Annotated in this window: 13 protein-coding genes and 1 tRNA gene; 9 read left to right on the forward strand and 5 right to left on the reverse strand. The window is 39.8% G+C overall.

The features are described 5' to 3' along the window. The first annotated feature begins 104 nt into the window (after positions 1–104). On the forward strand, positions 105–722 hold the full coding sequence (locus tag B3C94_RS12165; protein WP_293903969.1) for a TetR/AcrR family transcriptional regulator: 618 nt from the start codon (positions 105–107) through the stop codon (positions 720–722). On the opposite strand, the gene B3C94_RS12170 is transcribed toward B3C94_RS12165, so the two are convergent. Next, complete coding sequence (locus B3C94_RS12170) at positions 715–1,695, reverse strand: YpdA family putative bacillithiol disulfide reductase (protein WP_293903971.1); 981 nt, start codon at positions 1,693–1,695, stop codon at positions 715–717. The two genes, B3C94_RS12165 and B3C94_RS12170, sit on opposite strands and share 8 nt — an antisense overlap. A gap of 31 nt (positions 1,696–1,726) precedes the next feature. Continuing rightward, entirely contained in the window at positions 1,727–3,919 is a 2,193-nt protein-coding gene (locus tag B3C94_RS12175) for an FUSC family protein (protein ID WP_293903973.1), read from the reverse strand. A gap of 386 nt (positions 3,920–4,305) precedes the next feature. On the opposite strand from B3C94_RS12175, the gene B3C94_RS12180 reads away from it, so the two are divergent. The 6 genes from B3C94_RS12180 to B3C94_RS12205 all read left to right on the forward strand — a co-directional run bounded on the left by B3C94_RS12180 (position 4,306) and on the right by B3C94_RS12205 (position 11,026). Beyond that, on the forward strand, positions 4,306–6,882 hold the full coding sequence (locus tag B3C94_RS12180) for a phosphoenolpyruvate carboxylase (protein WP_293903975.1): 2,577 nt from the start codon (positions 4,306–4,308) through the stop codon (positions 6,880–6,882). Positions 6,883–6,957: 75 nt separating this feature from the next. Then, entirely contained in the window at positions 6,958–7,500 is a 543-nt protein-coding gene (locus B3C94_RS12185; protein ID WP_293903977.1) for a hypothetical protein, read from the forward strand. Positions 7,501–7,691: 191 nt separating this feature from the next. Further along, positions 7,692–8,570, forward strand: a complete 879-nt coding sequence (locus B3C94_RS12190; protein ID WP_293903979.1) for an exopolyphosphatase — start codon at positions 7,692–7,694, stop codon at positions 8,568–8,570. 74 nt (positions 8,571–8,644) lie between these two features. Beyond that, positions 8,645–8,728: transfer RNA gene (locus B3C94_RS12195), tRNA-Leu, on the forward strand. Between the two features lie 509 nt (positions 8,729–9,237). Then, positions 9,238–9,555, forward strand: coding sequence for a hypothetical protein (locus B3C94_RS12200; protein ID WP_293903981.1), 318 nt, complete (start codon positions 9,238–9,240; stop codon positions 9,553–9,555). 445 nt (positions 9,556–10,000) lie between these two features. Continuing rightward, entirely contained in the window at positions 10,001–11,026 is a 1,026-nt protein-coding gene (locus B3C94_RS12205; RefSeq protein WP_293903983.1) for a hypothetical protein, read from the forward strand. 172 nt (positions 11,027–11,198) lie between these two features. Here the strand turns inward: B3C94_RS12205 and B3C94_RS12210 are convergent, their stop codons facing one another. Then, complete coding sequence (locus B3C94_RS12210) at positions 11,199–11,651, reverse strand: SRPBCC family protein (protein WP_293903985.1); 453 nt, start codon at positions 11,649–11,651, stop codon at positions 11,199–11,201. Between the two features lie 4 nt (positions 11,652–11,655). Continuing rightward, positions 11,656–12,315: a DinB family protein gene (locus B3C94_RS12215; protein WP_293903987.1), complete on the reverse strand. Its 660-nt coding sequence runs from the start codon at positions 12,313–12,315 to the stop codon at positions 11,656–11,658. Positions 12,316–12,595: 280 nt separating this feature from the next. Between B3C94_RS12215 and B3C94_RS12220 the strand changes: the two genes are divergently transcribed. Beyond that, positions 12,596–14,563 (forward strand): glycoside hydrolase family 97 protein, encoded by a 1,968-nt coding sequence (locus tag B3C94_RS12220; RefSeq protein WP_293903989.1) that lies wholly within the window; start codon positions 12,596–12,598, stop codon positions 14,561–14,563. Between the two features lie 133 nt (positions 14,564–14,696). Here B3C94_RS12220 and B3C94_RS12225 read toward each other — a convergent pair whose 3' ends face one another. Continuing rightward, positions 14,697–17,060: a glycoside hydrolase family 127 protein gene (locus B3C94_RS12225; protein ID WP_293903991.1), complete on the reverse strand. Its 2,364-nt coding sequence runs from the start codon at positions 17,058–17,060 to the stop codon at positions 14,697–14,699. Between the two features lie 278 nt (positions 17,061–17,338). Here B3C94_RS12225 and B3C94_RS12230 point away from each other — a divergent pair, with 278 nt between their 5' ends. Continuing rightward, a complete protein-coding gene (locus tag B3C94_RS12230) occupies positions 17,339–17,929 on the forward strand; it encodes a TIGR00730 family Rossman fold protein (RefSeq protein ID WP_293903993.1) in 591 nt (196 codons plus the stop codon). Positions 17,930–18,369 lie beyond the last annotated feature (440 nt).

An 18,369-nucleotide genomic window follows, 5' to 3' on the forward strand; every position in this document is an offset into this window, starting at 1 on the left:
ATTGACTTTAGTTTTCAGAAATTCAAAAAAATCAGCTATCTTTAGCATGATAATCGGTAAAGATAGTATAAACCGTTTATTTAACGATAAAAAATATAAGTTTAATGGGTAATGCAGATGTAAAAAGAATCAAAATTCTAGAAGCTGCGACAAGGCGCTTTGCACATTTTGGAATGGCTAAAACAACGATGTCGGAAATAGCCAAAGATCTCAATTTTTCAAAAGCATTGCTGTATTATTATTTTCCGGATAAGAATAGCTTATATTCTGCGGTTTTTGAATACGTTATTGATAAAATGATCGAAGACATTGAAGATGTCATTACGAAGGGCGGTAACTTTGAGGAAATCATGATGTATTCCATTGATATGCGCGTCAAGATCATCAACCAATATTATAATTTATTTGAATACACCATGAAGATGGTGAAAGAACTCCCTGATGAGCTGGAACAGGTGTTCAAAGAGTCTTATCTACGTGAAGTCGAAATTATCGAAAAGATTCTCAAGATTGGTATTGATGCTGGCGAGATACAGGTGGAAGATATCAACGAAACAGCCCGGATTCTTTTGTATTCGCTTTTTGGTATGCGTATGGGTATATTGAAAGATATGAAAAACATGTTATTCCCCACAAAAGAAGAATTTGATCATATTCTCAGTTTACAGAAGAAAATGATGAAAATCTTCTTAAATGGTTTACGTTTTCAAGTCGTTAAGTAAGCGTTGAGCGAATATGTCCCATGATCCTCTTGGCATGAATTCGTGAATTTTCAATAAACCAAAGGTGGGTATTTAAGCCGCCACAGACAACACCTGCCAAATAGATCCCAGCTATATTTGTTTCCATTGTTTCTTCATTATGGCTAGGAATGCAAGGTGCCTCTTCGGGAATATCAATTCCGATCTTTTTCAAAAAATCAAAATTTGGGCGATAGCCGGTTAAAGCCAGTACAAAATCATTATCGAGTTCGACAATACCGTTTGGTGTTTGGATATGTGCAGTGGTCGGAGTAACTTCAGTTAAGTGGCTATTATAATACACAGCGATTTCACCAGCAGCAATTCGATTTTCAATATCAGGTTTTACCCAATATTTTACCCGGCGGCTGATTTCGCTACCACGGATTACCAAGGAAACTTGCGCTCCTTTTCGGTAGGTCTCAAGCGCAGCATCAATGGATGAATTGCTAGCGCCGACAACGATTACCTTTTGGCTGCTATAATAATGCGGGTCATCGTAGTAATGTCTCACTTTGGGGAGATCTTCGCCGGGGATATTAAGCAACATTGGTATGTCATAAAAGCCGGTCGCAACGATTACTTTCTTGGTATAGTAGGTGTTCTTACTGCTTGTAACCACAAATTCAGCTTTGTTTTTTTTGATGTCCAGAACTTCTTCGAAAAGATGCGTATCCAGTGCGAACTTTTGCTGTATACGGCGATAATATTCCAACGCTTCCATCCGTTTTGGTTTGGGGTTGGTGGTGACGAAAGGGATATCACCAATTTCCAACCTTTCGGAGGATGAGAAAAAGGTCATATTTTGGGGGTAATTATAAAGTGAATTGACCAAACAGCCCTTTTCAAGAATGAGATAGTTTAAATTTGCTTCTTTAGCTTCTAAGGCACAAGCTAAGCCAATAGGCCCGCCACCAACTATAATCAGGTCGTACCGTGTTATTGTATCGCTCATGGTATAAATGTCGAGAATTTTAAAGAATAAATCAGCTTAAAGCTTTTGGTAGTTCATTTTCTGACACTGCTGTGCTTTTAGCATGAAGGTCCTGAACAATTTTATGCAAATCCTGCGCAATTTTACTGAGAAATTCCAGTTGTTCGGTCAATAGCTGTCCATCAACTGAACTCACATCTGCGCTATCAAATTGATCACTCGGAATTTCAATTGCCAAAGGAACAAATTCACTGATGCTATCGTCAGAATGTAGCAGTTGAATCGATTGTTCCAGGGAACTTAGTATTTTTCGAATCGTTCGAACGTGATCCTTATTAATATAATTATTGTCCATCTCGTCGATATGGTTCATTAATGTCACCGAAAAAGAGGCGAGAATATGATTGAATATAACGAATTTATTGACTTCCTTGCTGTATTTCTGACGTTTTTTAGGTTCTGTGAGCATGCGCTGGAAAGTCGAACCCATATTGGCCGTTTCAACGTAGACTGCCTTGCGGGTTAGTTTGTAATCCGTGATGGAAGGCGCTTGGCCTGCAATTTCTTTCAATGCCTGAAAGATGTAATTGTAGTTGGCAATGAGTAGCTTTCGCATGGACTCCTTGACTTGCATGCTTTCCCAATTTGGAAAAATAATATAACTGGATAAGAATGCAATCATGCCCCCGATAAAGGTGTCCAAGATTCGTTCTTTCGTGACGTCTAGGGTATTGGCGCTCACGAAGCTCAGCATAATTAATACATAGGGTGTCATAAAAAGCACGGCAATAACATAATTGACACGGAATAAGCTATATGCCGTCAGAAAAAAGAATACCAAGAGAACGAAGAGGACAGTTGGGTCATGGATGGTTAAAAGGATGAGAGCCCCGATGAGTCCACCTATCGTTGTGCCGATGAGACGCTGGATATTTCTCTCCTTTGTGAGTCCGAAGCCAGGTTTTAGGATAACCATGATGGTGAGGAGGATCCAGTACACATTATTGGTGATATTGGTGACTTCAAACACGTAATAGGTAACCGACATGACAATTGCCATGCGGCAGGCATGCCGAAAGATGGTGGATTTTAGGGTAAGATTTTCGCGGAACTTTTTAAAATCAATAGCAGAGCTTTGGACAAAGCGTTTGGCATCATCGATTTCTTTACGTTTGACGTCGTCAGGCTGCAGATGTGAGTAGCCATAAATATTTTTAATTCGACGGACCAGATCACGCAAATTGATCAAGACCTTGCGCAAAGCAAAGGTACTATATTGATGATTTTTATCCAGTTGGTCAATTTTAGCGTGAAGACGGCTGAGATCTGCGTCGAAATCATACAAGGGTTTTGGCTGTGTATTCGTATTGAGCTGATAGGCCAGATTATCAAGCTCATTGGTATATTTTAAAATGACATTTTTGAAATCTTCCAAGATACCGGTGGGGCCAAAGCGTTCACTGATGGTGTTATAATCATAATGTGCAGCCATACTTTGTTCAAAGAGGTCGACAATGTCGTTAAAAACCAGTGTTAGGTAACGGCCTGCTTTTGTTGTATCCTTGATTGACCGCTTACTCTGGAATAATACATCGCGTACGTTTTCCTGATGCTGATTGACTTCAACTTGTTTATCAATGAGTTTTAGGTAGTTTTTGTCGTTGTCAATTTTAGCGTCGTAAAAATTTGCTTTCAGTCGTATATATTCAGCAACATACCGGATTGTTTCCGATAGCTCCTGTTCGGCAAGCCTGTAAGGACGTGCTTGGGTAATGGAAAGACTAATCGCAATATACCATAAACCACCTAAAGTATAGAAGCCTAGGTAGTTGATGGATTCAGCAAGGGGGTAGTGGATCTGCACATGGATCAACATCATCAGGATGCACATCAGTCCGACGTTGGCCGCTCTTCCATTGAACACCGCAAACATGGCGAATATAAAACAGGCAACGCCAATAAAAATGGCAAGCAGATATACATTTTGATTGACTATATTGGTGAGAATAAAAGTTAAGGTAGTCAACACAGCACCTGCAATCATTCCTTTTCTTCTGTGACTGGGCGCGCCCGGTGTGTCTGAAAGGCCTACTAGGAGTGCTCCAAGGGAAACAATGGTTCCATTGGTAAATTGTCCAATGGTTGCAAAGATTAAGACAGGCACGATACATCCGATGGTAATTCGGAGTCCATCTGCAAAATATTGGCTGTAGAAAAAACTTTTTATTTCTTGTGTCTGTTTCATAATGTATAGTACAAACTTAGATAAATTGCTTTTCATATTAAAAACAATTGTTCGTCTATGTTTGCTCTTTTTGGTACTGATTATAGTGAGATTACTGTTTGGTTTCTATCTGATCAGGGGTGGCCCATTTTGTGGTAGGGCTTAACGGGGGCAGGCTCTTAGGGGCTTTCGCTTCTATACTGTACTGGGTTAATGTGTAAAAAAGGAAAATTTACTAAAATCTGTTAATATGTTTATAATGTTTTAGTTGTTTTTTTGATTAATTTATATTTTTTTATTTGTTTAGATATAATATTGTTATATTTGGAGCCATAGGGTAATTTCAGAGACATTACAAAATTTCAAGAGTCACCTAAACTCTCTTGACTACTTTCAAAGTTTTAAATATGAAGCAAAGTAAAAATGAAGCCGTCTTTCAGGACGAGGTATTGACACGCTTTGAGCTTTTCAAAAGTTTGTTTTTAACATTGCCATTTCAACGTGTTAAAGATACCGGTACTTTATTACCATTTTTTGCAAAGCAATGTGAAAAGGGTGTGGATCAGCATTTAACTCCTGATGAGATTATAAAGAGTTTCTTCGATCAGCATGAGGAATTTTCTTCGGAAGAGCAACGTATTGATTTGTTGTTTCGATTTGTTCAATATATAGAGCGTCAGGTTGTTTTATTTGATGCGATAGAAGACTCTTCTTTTCAGATGGTGGGCCGCGGCGATGACGAGAATGTTTTGGGAGCACTGATTAAAAATGCTGAAGGCAGTGATGATATGCGTCGTAAGATTGTATCGAAATTAAAAGATTTTTCTGTACGTCTGGTATTAACTGCACATCCGACGCAATTTTATCCCGGACCAGTATTGGGTATTATCAACGATCTTATTGATGCGATCAAGACCAATGATATTCATAGTATCCATTTATTGCTACAGCAATTGGGTAAAACGCCTTTCATCAATAAAAATAAACCGACTCCAGTTGATGAGGCAGCGAGCTTAGCTTGGTTTTTGGAAAACGTGTTTTATAAAGTAGCATCGGAAATTCAGGCCTTTATTGATGATGAATTGGACGTAGATACGGAAGAAGTAAAACAATTGATCGAATTGGGCTTTTGGCCGGGAGGTGACCGTGATGGTAATCCTAACGTAAGTGTTGATAGCACCAAGAAAGTTGCCGCATTGCTACGTACTATTTTGTTTAGATGTTACTATAGGGATTTTCGTATCGTAAGAAGACGCATCACGTTTAGAGGTGTGGAGGAGTATATGGAAAACCTACAGACATTGTTTTACGATAACAGTTTCAATCCCGTCGAACATCCGGCAGACGAAACAGATAATATCATCACCAATCTAAAAGCAATCAAAAATGTTTTGGAGGAATATCACAATGGACTTTTCGTCGAGATTGTGGATGATTTGCTTCGTAAAGTAATGACTTTTGGCTGTTTCTTTACCACTTTGGATATTAGGCAAGACAGCCGCATTTTGCGGGAGGCTACCAATTATCTGATTCAACATAACCAGGAAAAGACGGGGATGCCGTTGGATTATCTGGAACTAGGTGAAAATGATAAGCAGAAAGCCTTAAAATTCAAAGAACTTGACTTAACTGTAGGGGAGGATGCGGATCCGTTAACGAAGGACACATCAGGCGTGATAAAATTGTTAAAGGAGATTCAACGTTCCGGTTCTGAGCGAGCTGCGCAACGCTTTATCATCAGTAATTGCCAACAGGCGAGTGATATCCTAGGACTGCGTCAGTTATTCTTGTGGTCGGGATGGAAAAAAGATGCCTTGACGATCGATTTTGTACCCTTATTTGAGACAGTTGATGATTTGACGAGAGCAGCAGACGTGATGAAAACCTTGTACAGTAACAAGGAGTATAAAGCACATTTGAAGCGCAGAGGAAATAAACAGACCATTATGCTAGGCTACTCTGATAGTACAAAAGACGGAGGATATCTGATGGCGAACTGGTCGATCTATCGTGCAAAAATCGAACTTACGGCGATATCACGCGAGTACGATGTCGATTTGGTGTTTTTTGACGGTCGAGGTGGCCCTCCAGCACGTGGTGGTGGTAAAACACAGCGTTTTTATGCATCGATGGGTAAGGAAATTGCCAACGACCATATCCAGTTAACGATTCAAGGCCAAACAATCAGTAGCCAGTATGGTTCATTGGATACGGCACGCTTTAATATTGAGCAACTCTTACATGCTGGTATTATTTCAGATCTAAAGCAACGTGTGGGCGATACCCTGACAAAACATCAACAGGAGATTATTGATAAGCTGGCCGAACTAAGCCACCATAAGTTTTTGGATCTACGCACGAACGAATTGTTTTTACCGTACTTGGAGACGATGTCGCCATTGAAAGCGCTATCTTCGATCAATATTTCAAGTAGACCTGTAAAACGTAACTCAGGCCGTGAATTGCGATTAGAAGATTTACGTGCGATTAGTTTTGTAACTTCCTGGAGCCAGCTGAAACAAAATATTCCTGGATTTTATGGTGTCGGAACAGCATTGCAATGGGCTGAAAAAAATAACCTTTGGAAGGATGTGCAGCAATTGTATGTGTCATCGGGATTTTTCCAGACATTGATCGACAATTGTATGATGTCGATGACAAAGTCCAACTTTGATATTACAGCATACATGAAAGATGATCCTATTTATGGTGATTTTTGGAAAACGTTGTATGCCGAATATCAGATAACAAAAGAATATTTGTTAAAACTGAGCGGAACCTCAAAATTGATGGAGAACTATCCAGTTGATCGGGAGTCTATTTTAGCACGTGAGGGAATTGTGTTACCGTTATTGGTTATCCAGCATTTTGCTATCCGTGCATTGAATTCAGATCAACTGACGGATGCCCAGCGTGAAGATTATTCGAAGTTAATAGCGCGTACAATCTTTGGTGTCGTAAATGCAGGAAGAAATGTTGCGTAATTTTTCTTTCTTTTCACGGATAGAGTTTCGGAGAACATATATTTTATCTACTTTTGTATAGTTAACAAAATTGATATGAAGATTAATAAGTTATTTATTGTTGCGGCTTGTGCGGGTACATTATTTGCATCTTGTGGTCAAACAGCTGCAGATAGACAGCGTCAATATGCCAATGCATCCTTAGCAGATGGTGATGCTTTTGGAATGATTAAATTCGTTGGTGAAAATGGAAACTACTTGGTAAATCTTGCCGATGTAGCTGCAAAACAATCTGCTTCAGCAGAAGTAAAGAATGTTGCTGCAAAGATTAAAGAAGCTTACGCAACAGTATTACCTGAATTAGACAATTTAGCGAAAGAATTGCATGTTGGCGATGCGCAGCGTGGTGTGCCTGCATTTCAGGTTCCTGCTTCAATTGGTTCGGACAGCACTGCAGCATTCAACGATAAAGCATTTTTAGCGCTAGTGGTTGAAAAACAAGGTGAGATCAATACAAGATTGTCTCACGAAGAACATAATACAAACAAAGACGTTATCCACCTTTCGGAAGAGTCTTTGAAAAAAGTGGAAGAGATCTACAAATTAGCTGGCGGTAAAGTTGAAGAGCACCATCACTAAGAAATAAGATTAATAAGAGGAGAAAGGAGTATTCATTCAGATGAATACTCCTTTTTTATGATTTTCCTGCTAACAGTAAACTTGCAATAATCATTTGTTATTTGTTAAATTAATGATAACTTAACATTTGTGTAACATAGTTTTGAATTGCTGTGTTTATTTTAGCGTAATTTAATGAAATCGTATATAAAGTGAGATACGCCGCAATAGATATAGGCTCCAATGCAGTCCGTCTTTTGATAGCTGACATTATAGGACAAAAGGATCAATATAATTTTAAGAAAAATACACTGCTACGTGTCCCCCTTCGTTTGGGGGATGATGCATTTATTCATCAGGAAATTTCACCGCGTAAAGCCGAGAGTTTAATCAAGACGATGAAGGCTTTTCGGGAATTGATGGATGTCTATCATGTGGAGGATTATATGGCTTGTGCAACCTCGGCGATGCGTGACGCCCGTAATGGAGCAGACATTGTTGCGGAGGTCAAGAAAAACGGGATAAACATCGATATTATAGAAGGAGCAAAGGAAGCTGAGATTATTTACAATAGCCATTGGGATAATAAGATGGAAAAGGATAAAGTTTACCTTTACATTGACGTTGGTGGAGGTAGTACCGAATTATCTTTATTTGCCAATGGCATTTTGGTTAACTCGAGGTCTTTTAATTTAGGAACGATCCGGATTCTGGACAATCAGGACAAGACTGAGACTTGGGATGAGCTGAAAGAGTGGGTACGAAGTAATACGCATATGTACAAACAAGTTGTTGGTATCGGTACTGGTGGCAATATCAATAAGCTGGCACGTCTCTCTAATGAAAAATTGGATAAGCCATTGTCCTATGCCAAATTAAAAGCCGTGTATGAACATTTATCCTCCTTTTCTTTAAAAGAACGCATTATTCTATTGGGCTTAAATGAGGATCGCGCGGATGTAATTATACCAGCGAGTGAGATTTTCCTGACTATTATGAAACATGGTCGTTTAAAACAAATCATTGTTCCGCGCGTTGGACTTGTCGACGGTGTAATTAGAACCTTGATCAATAGGAATTTAGTAAAATAATACGGTAAAAAGCGATTTTCGACTTGTAAAAGAGCGAAAAATCTTTATTTTTGTGATACCAAAGGTGAATATGAGCCCAGGTGGCGAAATTGGTAGACGCACCATCTTGAGGGGGTGGCGCTCGTATGGGCGTGGCAGTTCGAATCTGCTCCTGGGCACTTAAGGAGACACTAGTCAATAGCTGTCTCCTTTTTTTATGTTCAAAAATGTTGTAGAATTCAGATCGTTAGATTCCAATCGGACACAATCGGATTTTTTGATGGGAAAATCCGAGGAAAGATGTAACATAATGGCGCTACATATCGCCTTTATGTGTACCGAAAATTGTTACTTCCGGTATGGTTCTAGTATTGTTGTAGTATGGTTATAGTACTGTTACCTTAGTCAAGGCAGTATTCCTAATCGGTATCAAATCCATAGCTGATAGTCCCAGCCTGTTTACTCCGATAAAAAATAGAGTAGGATATGCAATTTGCAAAATATCAAGATTAACCTAGACAGTGCAAATCGTTGTATTGCGAATAATAGACTGGTACCCACGGATAATGAATGAAATGCTACAAATAATAAATCACTATAAAATTAGTTAAACCTGTTTTTATTTTTACTTCCATACGATAAAGGCATGTCTCGAAAAGCATGTTTATGGTTTAACAAAAAAATAAGAATGATGAAAAAATTGATGATGATCCTGGTAGCATTGGCTATGCTATCGACTGCTGCTTCTGCAAAAACAATGGAAAAGGCACCTAAAGAAAATGTCAATGCCAAAACAACGACGTACCGTCTTCCCAAAACCAATACGCTCGTGAAAGTTACTGAAGAGATTAAAGAAAGTCAAGGTAAATTAACCCGCTGCGTTTTTGTGTTGAGCTTTTATGATTACGATACTGCACAACTGGTGGGTACGCACACGTCTGAGACTTATACCAATGGCGGTTGCGGATCCTTTTTTAAAGCATGCAGGGCATTTTGGGGTGTTTAGTTCAGCTAGCTGCCTGCCCATTCTCGGTTCATAAGAAGCACTAGGGGAATTGCAGTGTTACAAAAGCAAAAATAAAAGCGGAGTTTACACTCCGCTTTTTTCTTATGTGAGCGAGATATTTTCTTGCCGATTCTAAATCCTAATGGTTATCTTTTATACCGGACAAAACTTAGCCTTTACCCGTTTTGTCCATGCCTAATGGCGATATTCCTTTATCTATTGTTTGGAGTCTCAAGGAGTTGTTAGCTTAACCTTTTGTCTTATACACTTTTTGTGAGACTCGGATGAACTGATTCAATTGTAAAAATTTCTATATAAGTGTAGGATACATGGGAGTAATGTAAAAAAGCATTATCTTAGATTACTATATTTAATTTATCAGATAAAAAACAGTATTCCCTACTGTTAATTTCAATGTTAAAAAATTAGAAAAAAAAACTTTCATATGCACACTAGAAATGTTTTGCTTCTTATTAGTTCACTTGTATGGCTAAGCTGTACAAAAGATCCGATCGAGCCAAAAGTTGAGCCGCCAGAGGTGGTGCCCACAGATACCACCAAAAATGAGCCTTCGGTTCCCCCAGATAAATACGAAAATCGGAGAATACAATTTCAGATGAGCGAGCTTTTCGCCGATGATAATATTGATGAAAAGGTTTTCCTGGGCGGACTTTGGAGTCTCAAAGACACGCTTGAAGGTCCACGGCTAGAAAGCCTGGAAGCAAAAGCAAAAAAAGTAAAATTCCATTTCTTGTCTTACAATGATTTCTCTGTAGATATGGGATTCTTTGAGCCCAGCTATAAAAATGGCCTTGCTTATGCAAATAAGTTTGAAAAGTCGAAACAGGCAAGCAGTGTGAATTTCTCCTCCGGTACTTTTGAAGATTACGCAGAAATACAGGGATTTCTCGGTAATTCGAAAGATGTGAAAAAGGCATTATCCCTTGTAAAACATGCCGACTCAACGACGATCAGTAAGCAAAATAGTACGCTTCGTATCGGTAAAGTCAATAAGCTTACAATTTATATTGACCACACAGAGTATTTTGATGCTTATCCGGAATCGGAGGTAGCGGCATTAACCCAAGCAGGTTACTCTCCCTATGTGCTTGCTTCGGTGACTTATGGTACCCATATGATTCTGATGGGTGAAACTGATTCAACACGGGCAAGCCTAAATACAGCAATAGACAAAATACTGGAAAACAAAGCACTGGATGATACCGATACCAAGGTCCTCGATTGCAGCAATCTGCTGATCTACTATCGTGGCGGCGGCAAGAACAGTTTTATGCAGTATCCGAAAGGAGCCAAGGCTATTGGAACAGCGCTCCGCGATATGCTCCTTTATGTGAGTCAGACGGAAAATATCTTTAATTATCCGCTTACGTATGACTTCATGAGCCTAAAGGACTATAGCACGCTGCGGTATTACAATATATTTGATATTCGGTTCAAAAAGCAAAAGTAAACCGAGGCGAGATCATACTGACTCTATTTTAAATCGCTCATATTCGCGATTTTTCGGTCAGACTCAGTAGAGATAAAATACAAAAACGGCATCTTGATCAAGATGCCGTTTTTATGTTTCAATAAACTTTTGACAAGAGATCTTCCGGAGTATTTGGTAGGCTTTAATTAACCTATTTCGTTTCACTGATCTCTTTTAAAGCTTCTAAGGCTTTTGGCCAAGCTTCATGAAAGTAATCAATGTATTCGTCGCTTGTATCAACATCTATTTTCAATAAAGTTTGACCGTCGATTTCTGTAAAAGAATAGTTTTCTAACGCCCCCGCCCAATCCTCGACCGTTGGTCCGGAGAGTACTTCCTGGTCCTTATCCAAAATACCGAGATGCCGAATGGAAACATATGAATTGGGAATGTATTCTGCAATCTCTGCAACCATACCACCTTTCTCGCCGTTTTCATTGACGCCGGTAAAATAGATTTTTTGTCCTTTGTCCCAAATGCCTTCAAAATCCGAACTTGGATCAAAGGCGCTGGTCCATTGTTTATAGGTTTCTTTGCCAAGCATTGTCTTAAAAACGTGCGCCACAGGTGCATGAATCTTAATTTGGTAGGTCAACTTCTTCATCGTTCTATTGTTTTGGAAAATTGGGATTTGCTTTTATTTCAGCGATCTGTTTGGTATGACGTGCACTATGCGCAGCAATAAACATCAGCGCTTGGTAACCATCAATGGGACCGGTAGGAGAGTCGCTGACATGATTTCTGAGATCTTCTGCATCTGCTTTTTTGATATAATCGATTACAGGCTGACGTGCAGCGGTGAAATCAGTCAGTGCTGTTTTCACATCTTTATAAATTCCCTCTGGCTGGAGCTCTTTTGGTGCCTGATATTTGTGGCTCCGGTCTGTGAGTGCATTTTTGAGATTGTCATCTGTCAACTTGATCTCCTTTCTTCTTTCAGGTTGTGGATCTTGATCCAGCCCCTTTTTAGCCATATCAAATATCATTCGTTCTGAACGTATAATATGCTCCAGACATTGGCTGATTGACCATTTGTCAGGTGCTGGTTTAAATTGAAGCTGAGCTTCGCTTAGGCCGGCAACTTGCTTTTCCAGCTCCGCAGTTGTTTCATTAAAGTATTGCAGCAGCGAGTCGGTTCCCATCTGGACGTTCCTTGACACCTGCTTTTTTAGTGGAAGAGCATTATTGTGCGCTAGCAATAATGTTGATTTAGCTGACGATGTGGCCAGCGAAGCAGTTGCTATACTTGCAATTGCTATCAAGTTCATAATTAGATTCATAATTTAAAATCTTTTAGAGTCGTAAAATGAATGTCACTATTTCTTTACAATTATAAAGCATTTTTGTTTTTTATATCTTTCCATAGGACAAGAAACGACCGATATTCCAAACTCTTACTAAGTCGGTGATGTAGGAGGTAACGGGAAACGGTAGGAAATGATACGCTAGATATAATAAGTGTTTATTGTACATTTATAAATTAAAAGCTTATCTTTAACAAAATAACTAACCTACTATTTGGAATAATCTATGTTAAATCACAATTGTATGCACTATTTAAGAGCTCTATCCGTTCAACGCTTTGTTCTGGTATGTATAGTGTCCTTTCTAAGCAATGTCGCTTTGGCACAGCAGCTATCAGTGGCTAGTCCCGATGGCAATTTGAGCGTTAAGCTGGCACTGAAAGAGGGCAAATTATTTTATGAGGTTGAGCTGGAAGGGAAAATAATGTTGGAAGCTTCACCACTTGGACTTCAAAGCAAGTCAATAAATTTGACGGCTGATTTACGTCTGATCGAAGAAAAAAGAGCAGAAATTTCGAGCAGTTATCAGGAATTGAAGATCAAACGCAGCCAGGTTCAGTATACTGCAAATGAATTGCGTTGTCGTCTGGAGAATACTTCCAAGCAGCAGTTCGAAATTATCTTTCGCGTGAGCAACAACAATATTGCCTTCAGATATTATGTACCACAGGTGGGGGAATCGGCTAACTTTGCGTTGATAAAAGAGGAAAGTGGTTTTAAATTCCCATTGGTAACAACGACGTTTTTAACGCCTCAAGCTTCTCCGATGATCGGCTGGATGAAGACCAAACCGAGTTATGAGGAGGAGTATCAGGCAGATCAGGTATTAGGAGTACCTTCGAAGTATGGCGTTGGATATACTTTTCCTGCCCTCTTTCATGTTGGGGATCGCGGCTGGGTGCTTGTCTCGGAAACGGGTGTATCCAGTGCGTATTGTGCCTCAAAATTAAGCGAAGGTACAAAGGAAGGACTTTACAAGATCGCTTTTCCAGAAGAAGGAGAGAATAATGGTGTTGGAAGTGCAGCGCCGACAATTCCATTACCGGGTTATACACCTTGGCGTACACTGACTTTGGGAAGTAATTTGAAACCTATCGTGGAAACGACGATTCCTTTTGACGTCGTTGAGCCACAGTATAAAGCGTCAAAGGAGTACGGTTTTGGGCGGGCGACATGGAGCTGGCTGGAATGGCAGGATGGAAGTATTAATTTTGAAGATCAGAAAAAGTACATTGATCTCTCCGCTTCAATGGGCTATGAATTTGTATTGATCGACAATTGGTGGGATACGAAGATCGGCCATGAGAAAATAGAACAGTTGGTCGCTTATGGAAAGGAACTGGGCGTAGGTGTCTGTCTGTGGTACAATTCAAATGGATTTTGGAATGATGCGCCACAAACTCCAAAAAATAAAATGAACACCTCGATCGCTCGTAAAAAGGAAATGCAATGGATGCAGCGTGTGGGTATTAAAGGAATAAAGGTCGACTTTTTTGGAGGCGATAAACAAGAAACATTGAAGCTTTACGAAGATATTCTTTCGGATGCAAACGACTATGGATTGACTGTTATATTTCATGGATGTACCTTACCGAGGGGATGGGAGCGTATGTATCCGAATTTTGTTGGCAGTGAGGCTGTATTGGCGTCTGAGAACTTAATTTTTACGCAGCATGCAAATGATACTGAATCTTTTAATGCTACGTTGCATCCATTTATCCGAAATGCTGTGGCCGCCATGGATTTTGGTCCCGTGTTGCTTAACAAACGGCACAATCGCGAAAATAATGGAGGGACCATCCGTAAAACGACGGAAACATTTCAATTGGCGACGGCAATTTTATTTCAGACTCCGGTGCAAAATTTCGGTCTAACACCGAACAATTTAAAGGATATGCCGGCCCATGTGATCGATTTTATGAAACAGGTGCCTACAACCTGGGATGAGACTACTTTTATTGAGGGGTATCCCGGTAAATATGTCATTCTTGCCAGAAGAAAAGGCGATACCTGGTATGTGGCTGGTATTAATGCAGAAGGAAAAGAAAAGACTGTTTCCGTGAATTTACCCATGCTATCAGCGGATTCGGTACAGTTAATCGACGATACAAAAGCACGACAATCTCAACAGAAACAAATCCGTCTTTCGAAGGCGAAAACAGTTAAGTTGACCTTGCAGCCCGACGGAGCTATTGTTTTAATAGGGAAGTAACAAACAGAACCAGTGATTACTTCCGACTAGTAACAAAAACAGTTAAGTTGACCTAGCAACTCGGCGATTCTGTTGTTGAACAGTACGCCAGATCAATCAATTCCGACTAATGGCGGTTATCTCCGTAACGCTATTAGTCGGAAAGTAAGGTTCGGGCTTCTAAAATCTTGTGGCTTGTAGATCCTGCCCCGGCCTTAATTTTCAGTTCTATTTTATTTTTATCGGTGCGATCTTCAGGAAGGTTAATGCGTATAGTTTTAATAGTTGACTTCTCATCCTTGTCTTTCAATGTACTGATGGTTTTACCATCGATGATAACCTCGGTTACACTTGAGGAATTGTCAGCTATAAATTTGATCGATAGTAGTTTTGTCTCTGAAGTTATTTTCATATTATAGCTAAACCAGTCTTTCGTCTCGCGCCAGCGTGTATCACCAAATGCCCCGGCATTGCTATTTTGATCGCGAAAAAAGTGATCCGATTCCGGTTGTTGCTCTCCAGCGACTACCTTATCCACTGTTTTGGCAGCTAGTGCTAAGCTTTCTACTTCATCGCGGCTCATTTTCTCCTGTAATGCCTGTAATTCCTTTTCTGTTGCTTGAGGCCAATAGATCATATAACGGGAATCATGAATACCGAAAAAGGGTTCTAATTCCATTTGAATACCTTTTTTTCCCAAATAGAGATTTGAGAGTGTAAAGTGTAAGGGCTTTGACGCTATTGGTTTTACAAGTGCCGGAATATGGTTCGGTTCAGCTTTAAGAATTGGGAGATTACGTAAAGGGATTTGTTTTCCCGATGCAATGTGCCCCATTCGGCTGTCATCGGCCTGAAGTCCCAAGAGATCCTCCTGTCCTGTGCGCGCTCCCAATACAATAGGCCCATATAAAATACTATAATAGTTACTTTTATCTGGTAACTGTTCTGTATGTACCCCCATAGGCAATTCTAGACTGACTATATCACCTTTCCGCCAGGTTCGCTTGATCTGGATATGCTCATTCGTGGAACTGAAATTGTGGTAGGGCTTTCCGTTGATCAGCACATGCGGAGCCGCGGTGAACCAGTTGGGCTTACGGATAAACAAGCTAAAGGAAGCCGGCTTTTTGGGGTTGATTTGAATGCTGGTATTGGCTTTCATCGGAAAGTCTGTTTCTTGAACAACTTCGATACCCTTTTCTTTCCAATTTAGCTGTGAAGGAATAAAAAGATTGATGAATAAGTCATTGTTGCGTTGTGCATAGATCATTTCGCCATATTTGGCGTGGTTTTCCATCCCTGATCCAACGCAGCACCACATACTTGTTTGCGTTTGTGAATAAACGCGATAATGGCCTGGACGGATTTGCGTGAAATAGACTAATCCACCATGTTCAGGATGTTGTGTCGATAAGATATGGTTGTAAAGAGCGCGTTCATAAAAATCGAGGTATTTTCCTTGTGGATCGGTTTGATAGAGCATTTTTGTGAGTCGTAACATATTGTACGTATTGCAGGTTTCGGGGCCCTCAATGCTATACAACATTTTTGAAAAATCATCTGTTGGATTAAAATGCTCACTTACGCTATTTCCACCAATAGCAATGGAGCGTTGTTCAACAACATTATCCCAGAAGTACCGAACAGCCTCAGCCCATTTTTCGTTGTGGGAAAGGTCAGCTATTCTTTTAAAACCAAGAACCTTTGGAATCTGTGTATTCGCATGTAGTCCTGTTAAATGATCTTTATGCTGTAATAAAGGTTCAAGTATGGATTGATGGCTGAATTTACCGGCAAGCTCGAGATAAGCTTTATTTTGGGTAATTGCGGCGACATCGGCAAAAGTCTCGTTTAGTCCACCGTGCTCACTTCGTAACATCTCCTGTATCTGTGCTTCTGAAAGCTGACCGACCAATTTAAGGGCCCAATCGGTCATTTTGATAAGCATGTCTTTGGCAGATTTACTGCCAGTCAGCAAGTAAGCATCTCGCAGACCAGCATAGGTTTTGTGTATATTGTATAGCGGTACCCATTTTCCATTCAGGTTGAAACTTCCGGCATTGATATTCCCCTGTTGGACTTCTGTCCAAATAAGTTTACCGCCCGGCACACCACCGATGTATCCATTTCCATTTGCTTCCTGACAGCGCTTCAAGTTTGCAAGCATATAATCTAGACGTTCCTTGATACGAAGGTCTCCTGTTGAAGCGTACATATGAGCAAGGGCAGACAGATAATGCCCTCCGATATGGCCATCTAATCCTGTATTTTCCCAATTGCTATAGGATTCTTTTTTGATCGGTAATTTGGCTTCACGTAAAAATGGAGCCAGAAGTCGGTCGGGATCCATTTCCAATAAATAATGAAGATCTAGATCTTCAGCATGTTTGAAGATCCCCGGTAAGAGCCTTACTTCGCGTAGATCGAAATAAGTTAATTGAGGAGTCGTTTGAGCAGCTAGCGCCAGACTAAATAAGCTTGTAAAAGCAACGTGCAAAAATTTGTTTCTTAAGATCATATAGCTGAAATTATCATTTGTTTTTAACAAGGTCTGATTAGCTTGTTTGGTTAGTAGTTTCGAAAAAAAACGTTAAACCAAAGATATTAAATGTGTTAATTATTTTAAGTGTTTTTTTTACATTTATATAGTGGTCGCTCGAAATTAGACTTACATTATTTCTATCAGACTGATCACGATGGTTTGTGAAATCAATACCTGTCAAAGCGATATTATTCCTCTTGTATAGGACAACGCTGAAAAAAGGAGTTGATCGTTTATTTTTTTTATACTTGCATATGAATAAAGTTAAAAGCATTGTTATTTTTTGTGCATCTAGTTTAGGCAATTCGTCTGTCTATGAAGAGCAGGCTGCTCATGTTGGTCAGGTGCTGGCAGCGTCTGGTATTCGTTTGGTGTATGGCGGCGGACGGGTTGGCTTAATGGGTGCTGTTGCCAATGGAGCTCTTGCGCATGGCGGAGAAGTAATTGGTGTGATTCCCGATTTTTTAAATTCAAAAGAAAGAGAGCATACTGGGGTAACGAAATTGATTACCGTCGATACTATGCATGATCGCAAAAGAATCATGAGTGACTACGCCGAGGGCGTAATCGCTTTGCCTGGCGGTTTTGGCACTTTGGAAGAACTTTTTGAAATGATTACATGGGCGCAGTTAGGCTTACACAAAAAACCTGTGGGCCTGTTAAATATTAATGGATTCTATAATCATCTGATTCAATTTATTGATCACATGGTCGAAGAGGGACTTTTGAAACAAGAAAATAGAGCAATGTTATTGGTCGGTGATACGATTGAGGAGCTGATTGGTAAGATGCAGCAGTATGAAGCGCCACAGGTCCCAAAATGGATCGAGAAAAATGAGATTTAAGAGTTAGATCGTTATTAGAGTAATCTTTCATAACATGCCCGAGTCGTATTGATTCGGGCATGTTCTATTTAGTACTGTAGTATATTTTAAAACCGATTCGAAAAAGCAGCATCAAACACTTTCGTTGATCTCCTAGAAAGTAAGCTGTTTATGCTCCTGACCATCAAACCGGAGCTTCCCTTATTTTAGTAATCATTTGAACAAGTGCTACGCAGCTGAATCCAATTTTCGACAAGTACAATGAGCTATAGTTATTTCGTTAGGTAAGCTTTTAAGTCCGATATTCATCTAAGCGGGTGAAAATAAATAGCATTTTTTTTCAATAGTCAAGATTTGAACAACATTTTCACGAAAATGAACAACAATCAATTGATTTAGGGGAGGTACCTTTGTTATGGCTAGTTGCTAGAGTCGTTTGGTCAGCATAAATACCGCGCTGG

Source organism: Sphingobacterium sp. UBA5670, assembly GCF_002420705.1.
Lineage (GTDB): Bacteria > Bacteroidota > Bacteroidia > Sphingobacteriales > Sphingobacteriaceae > Sphingobacterium.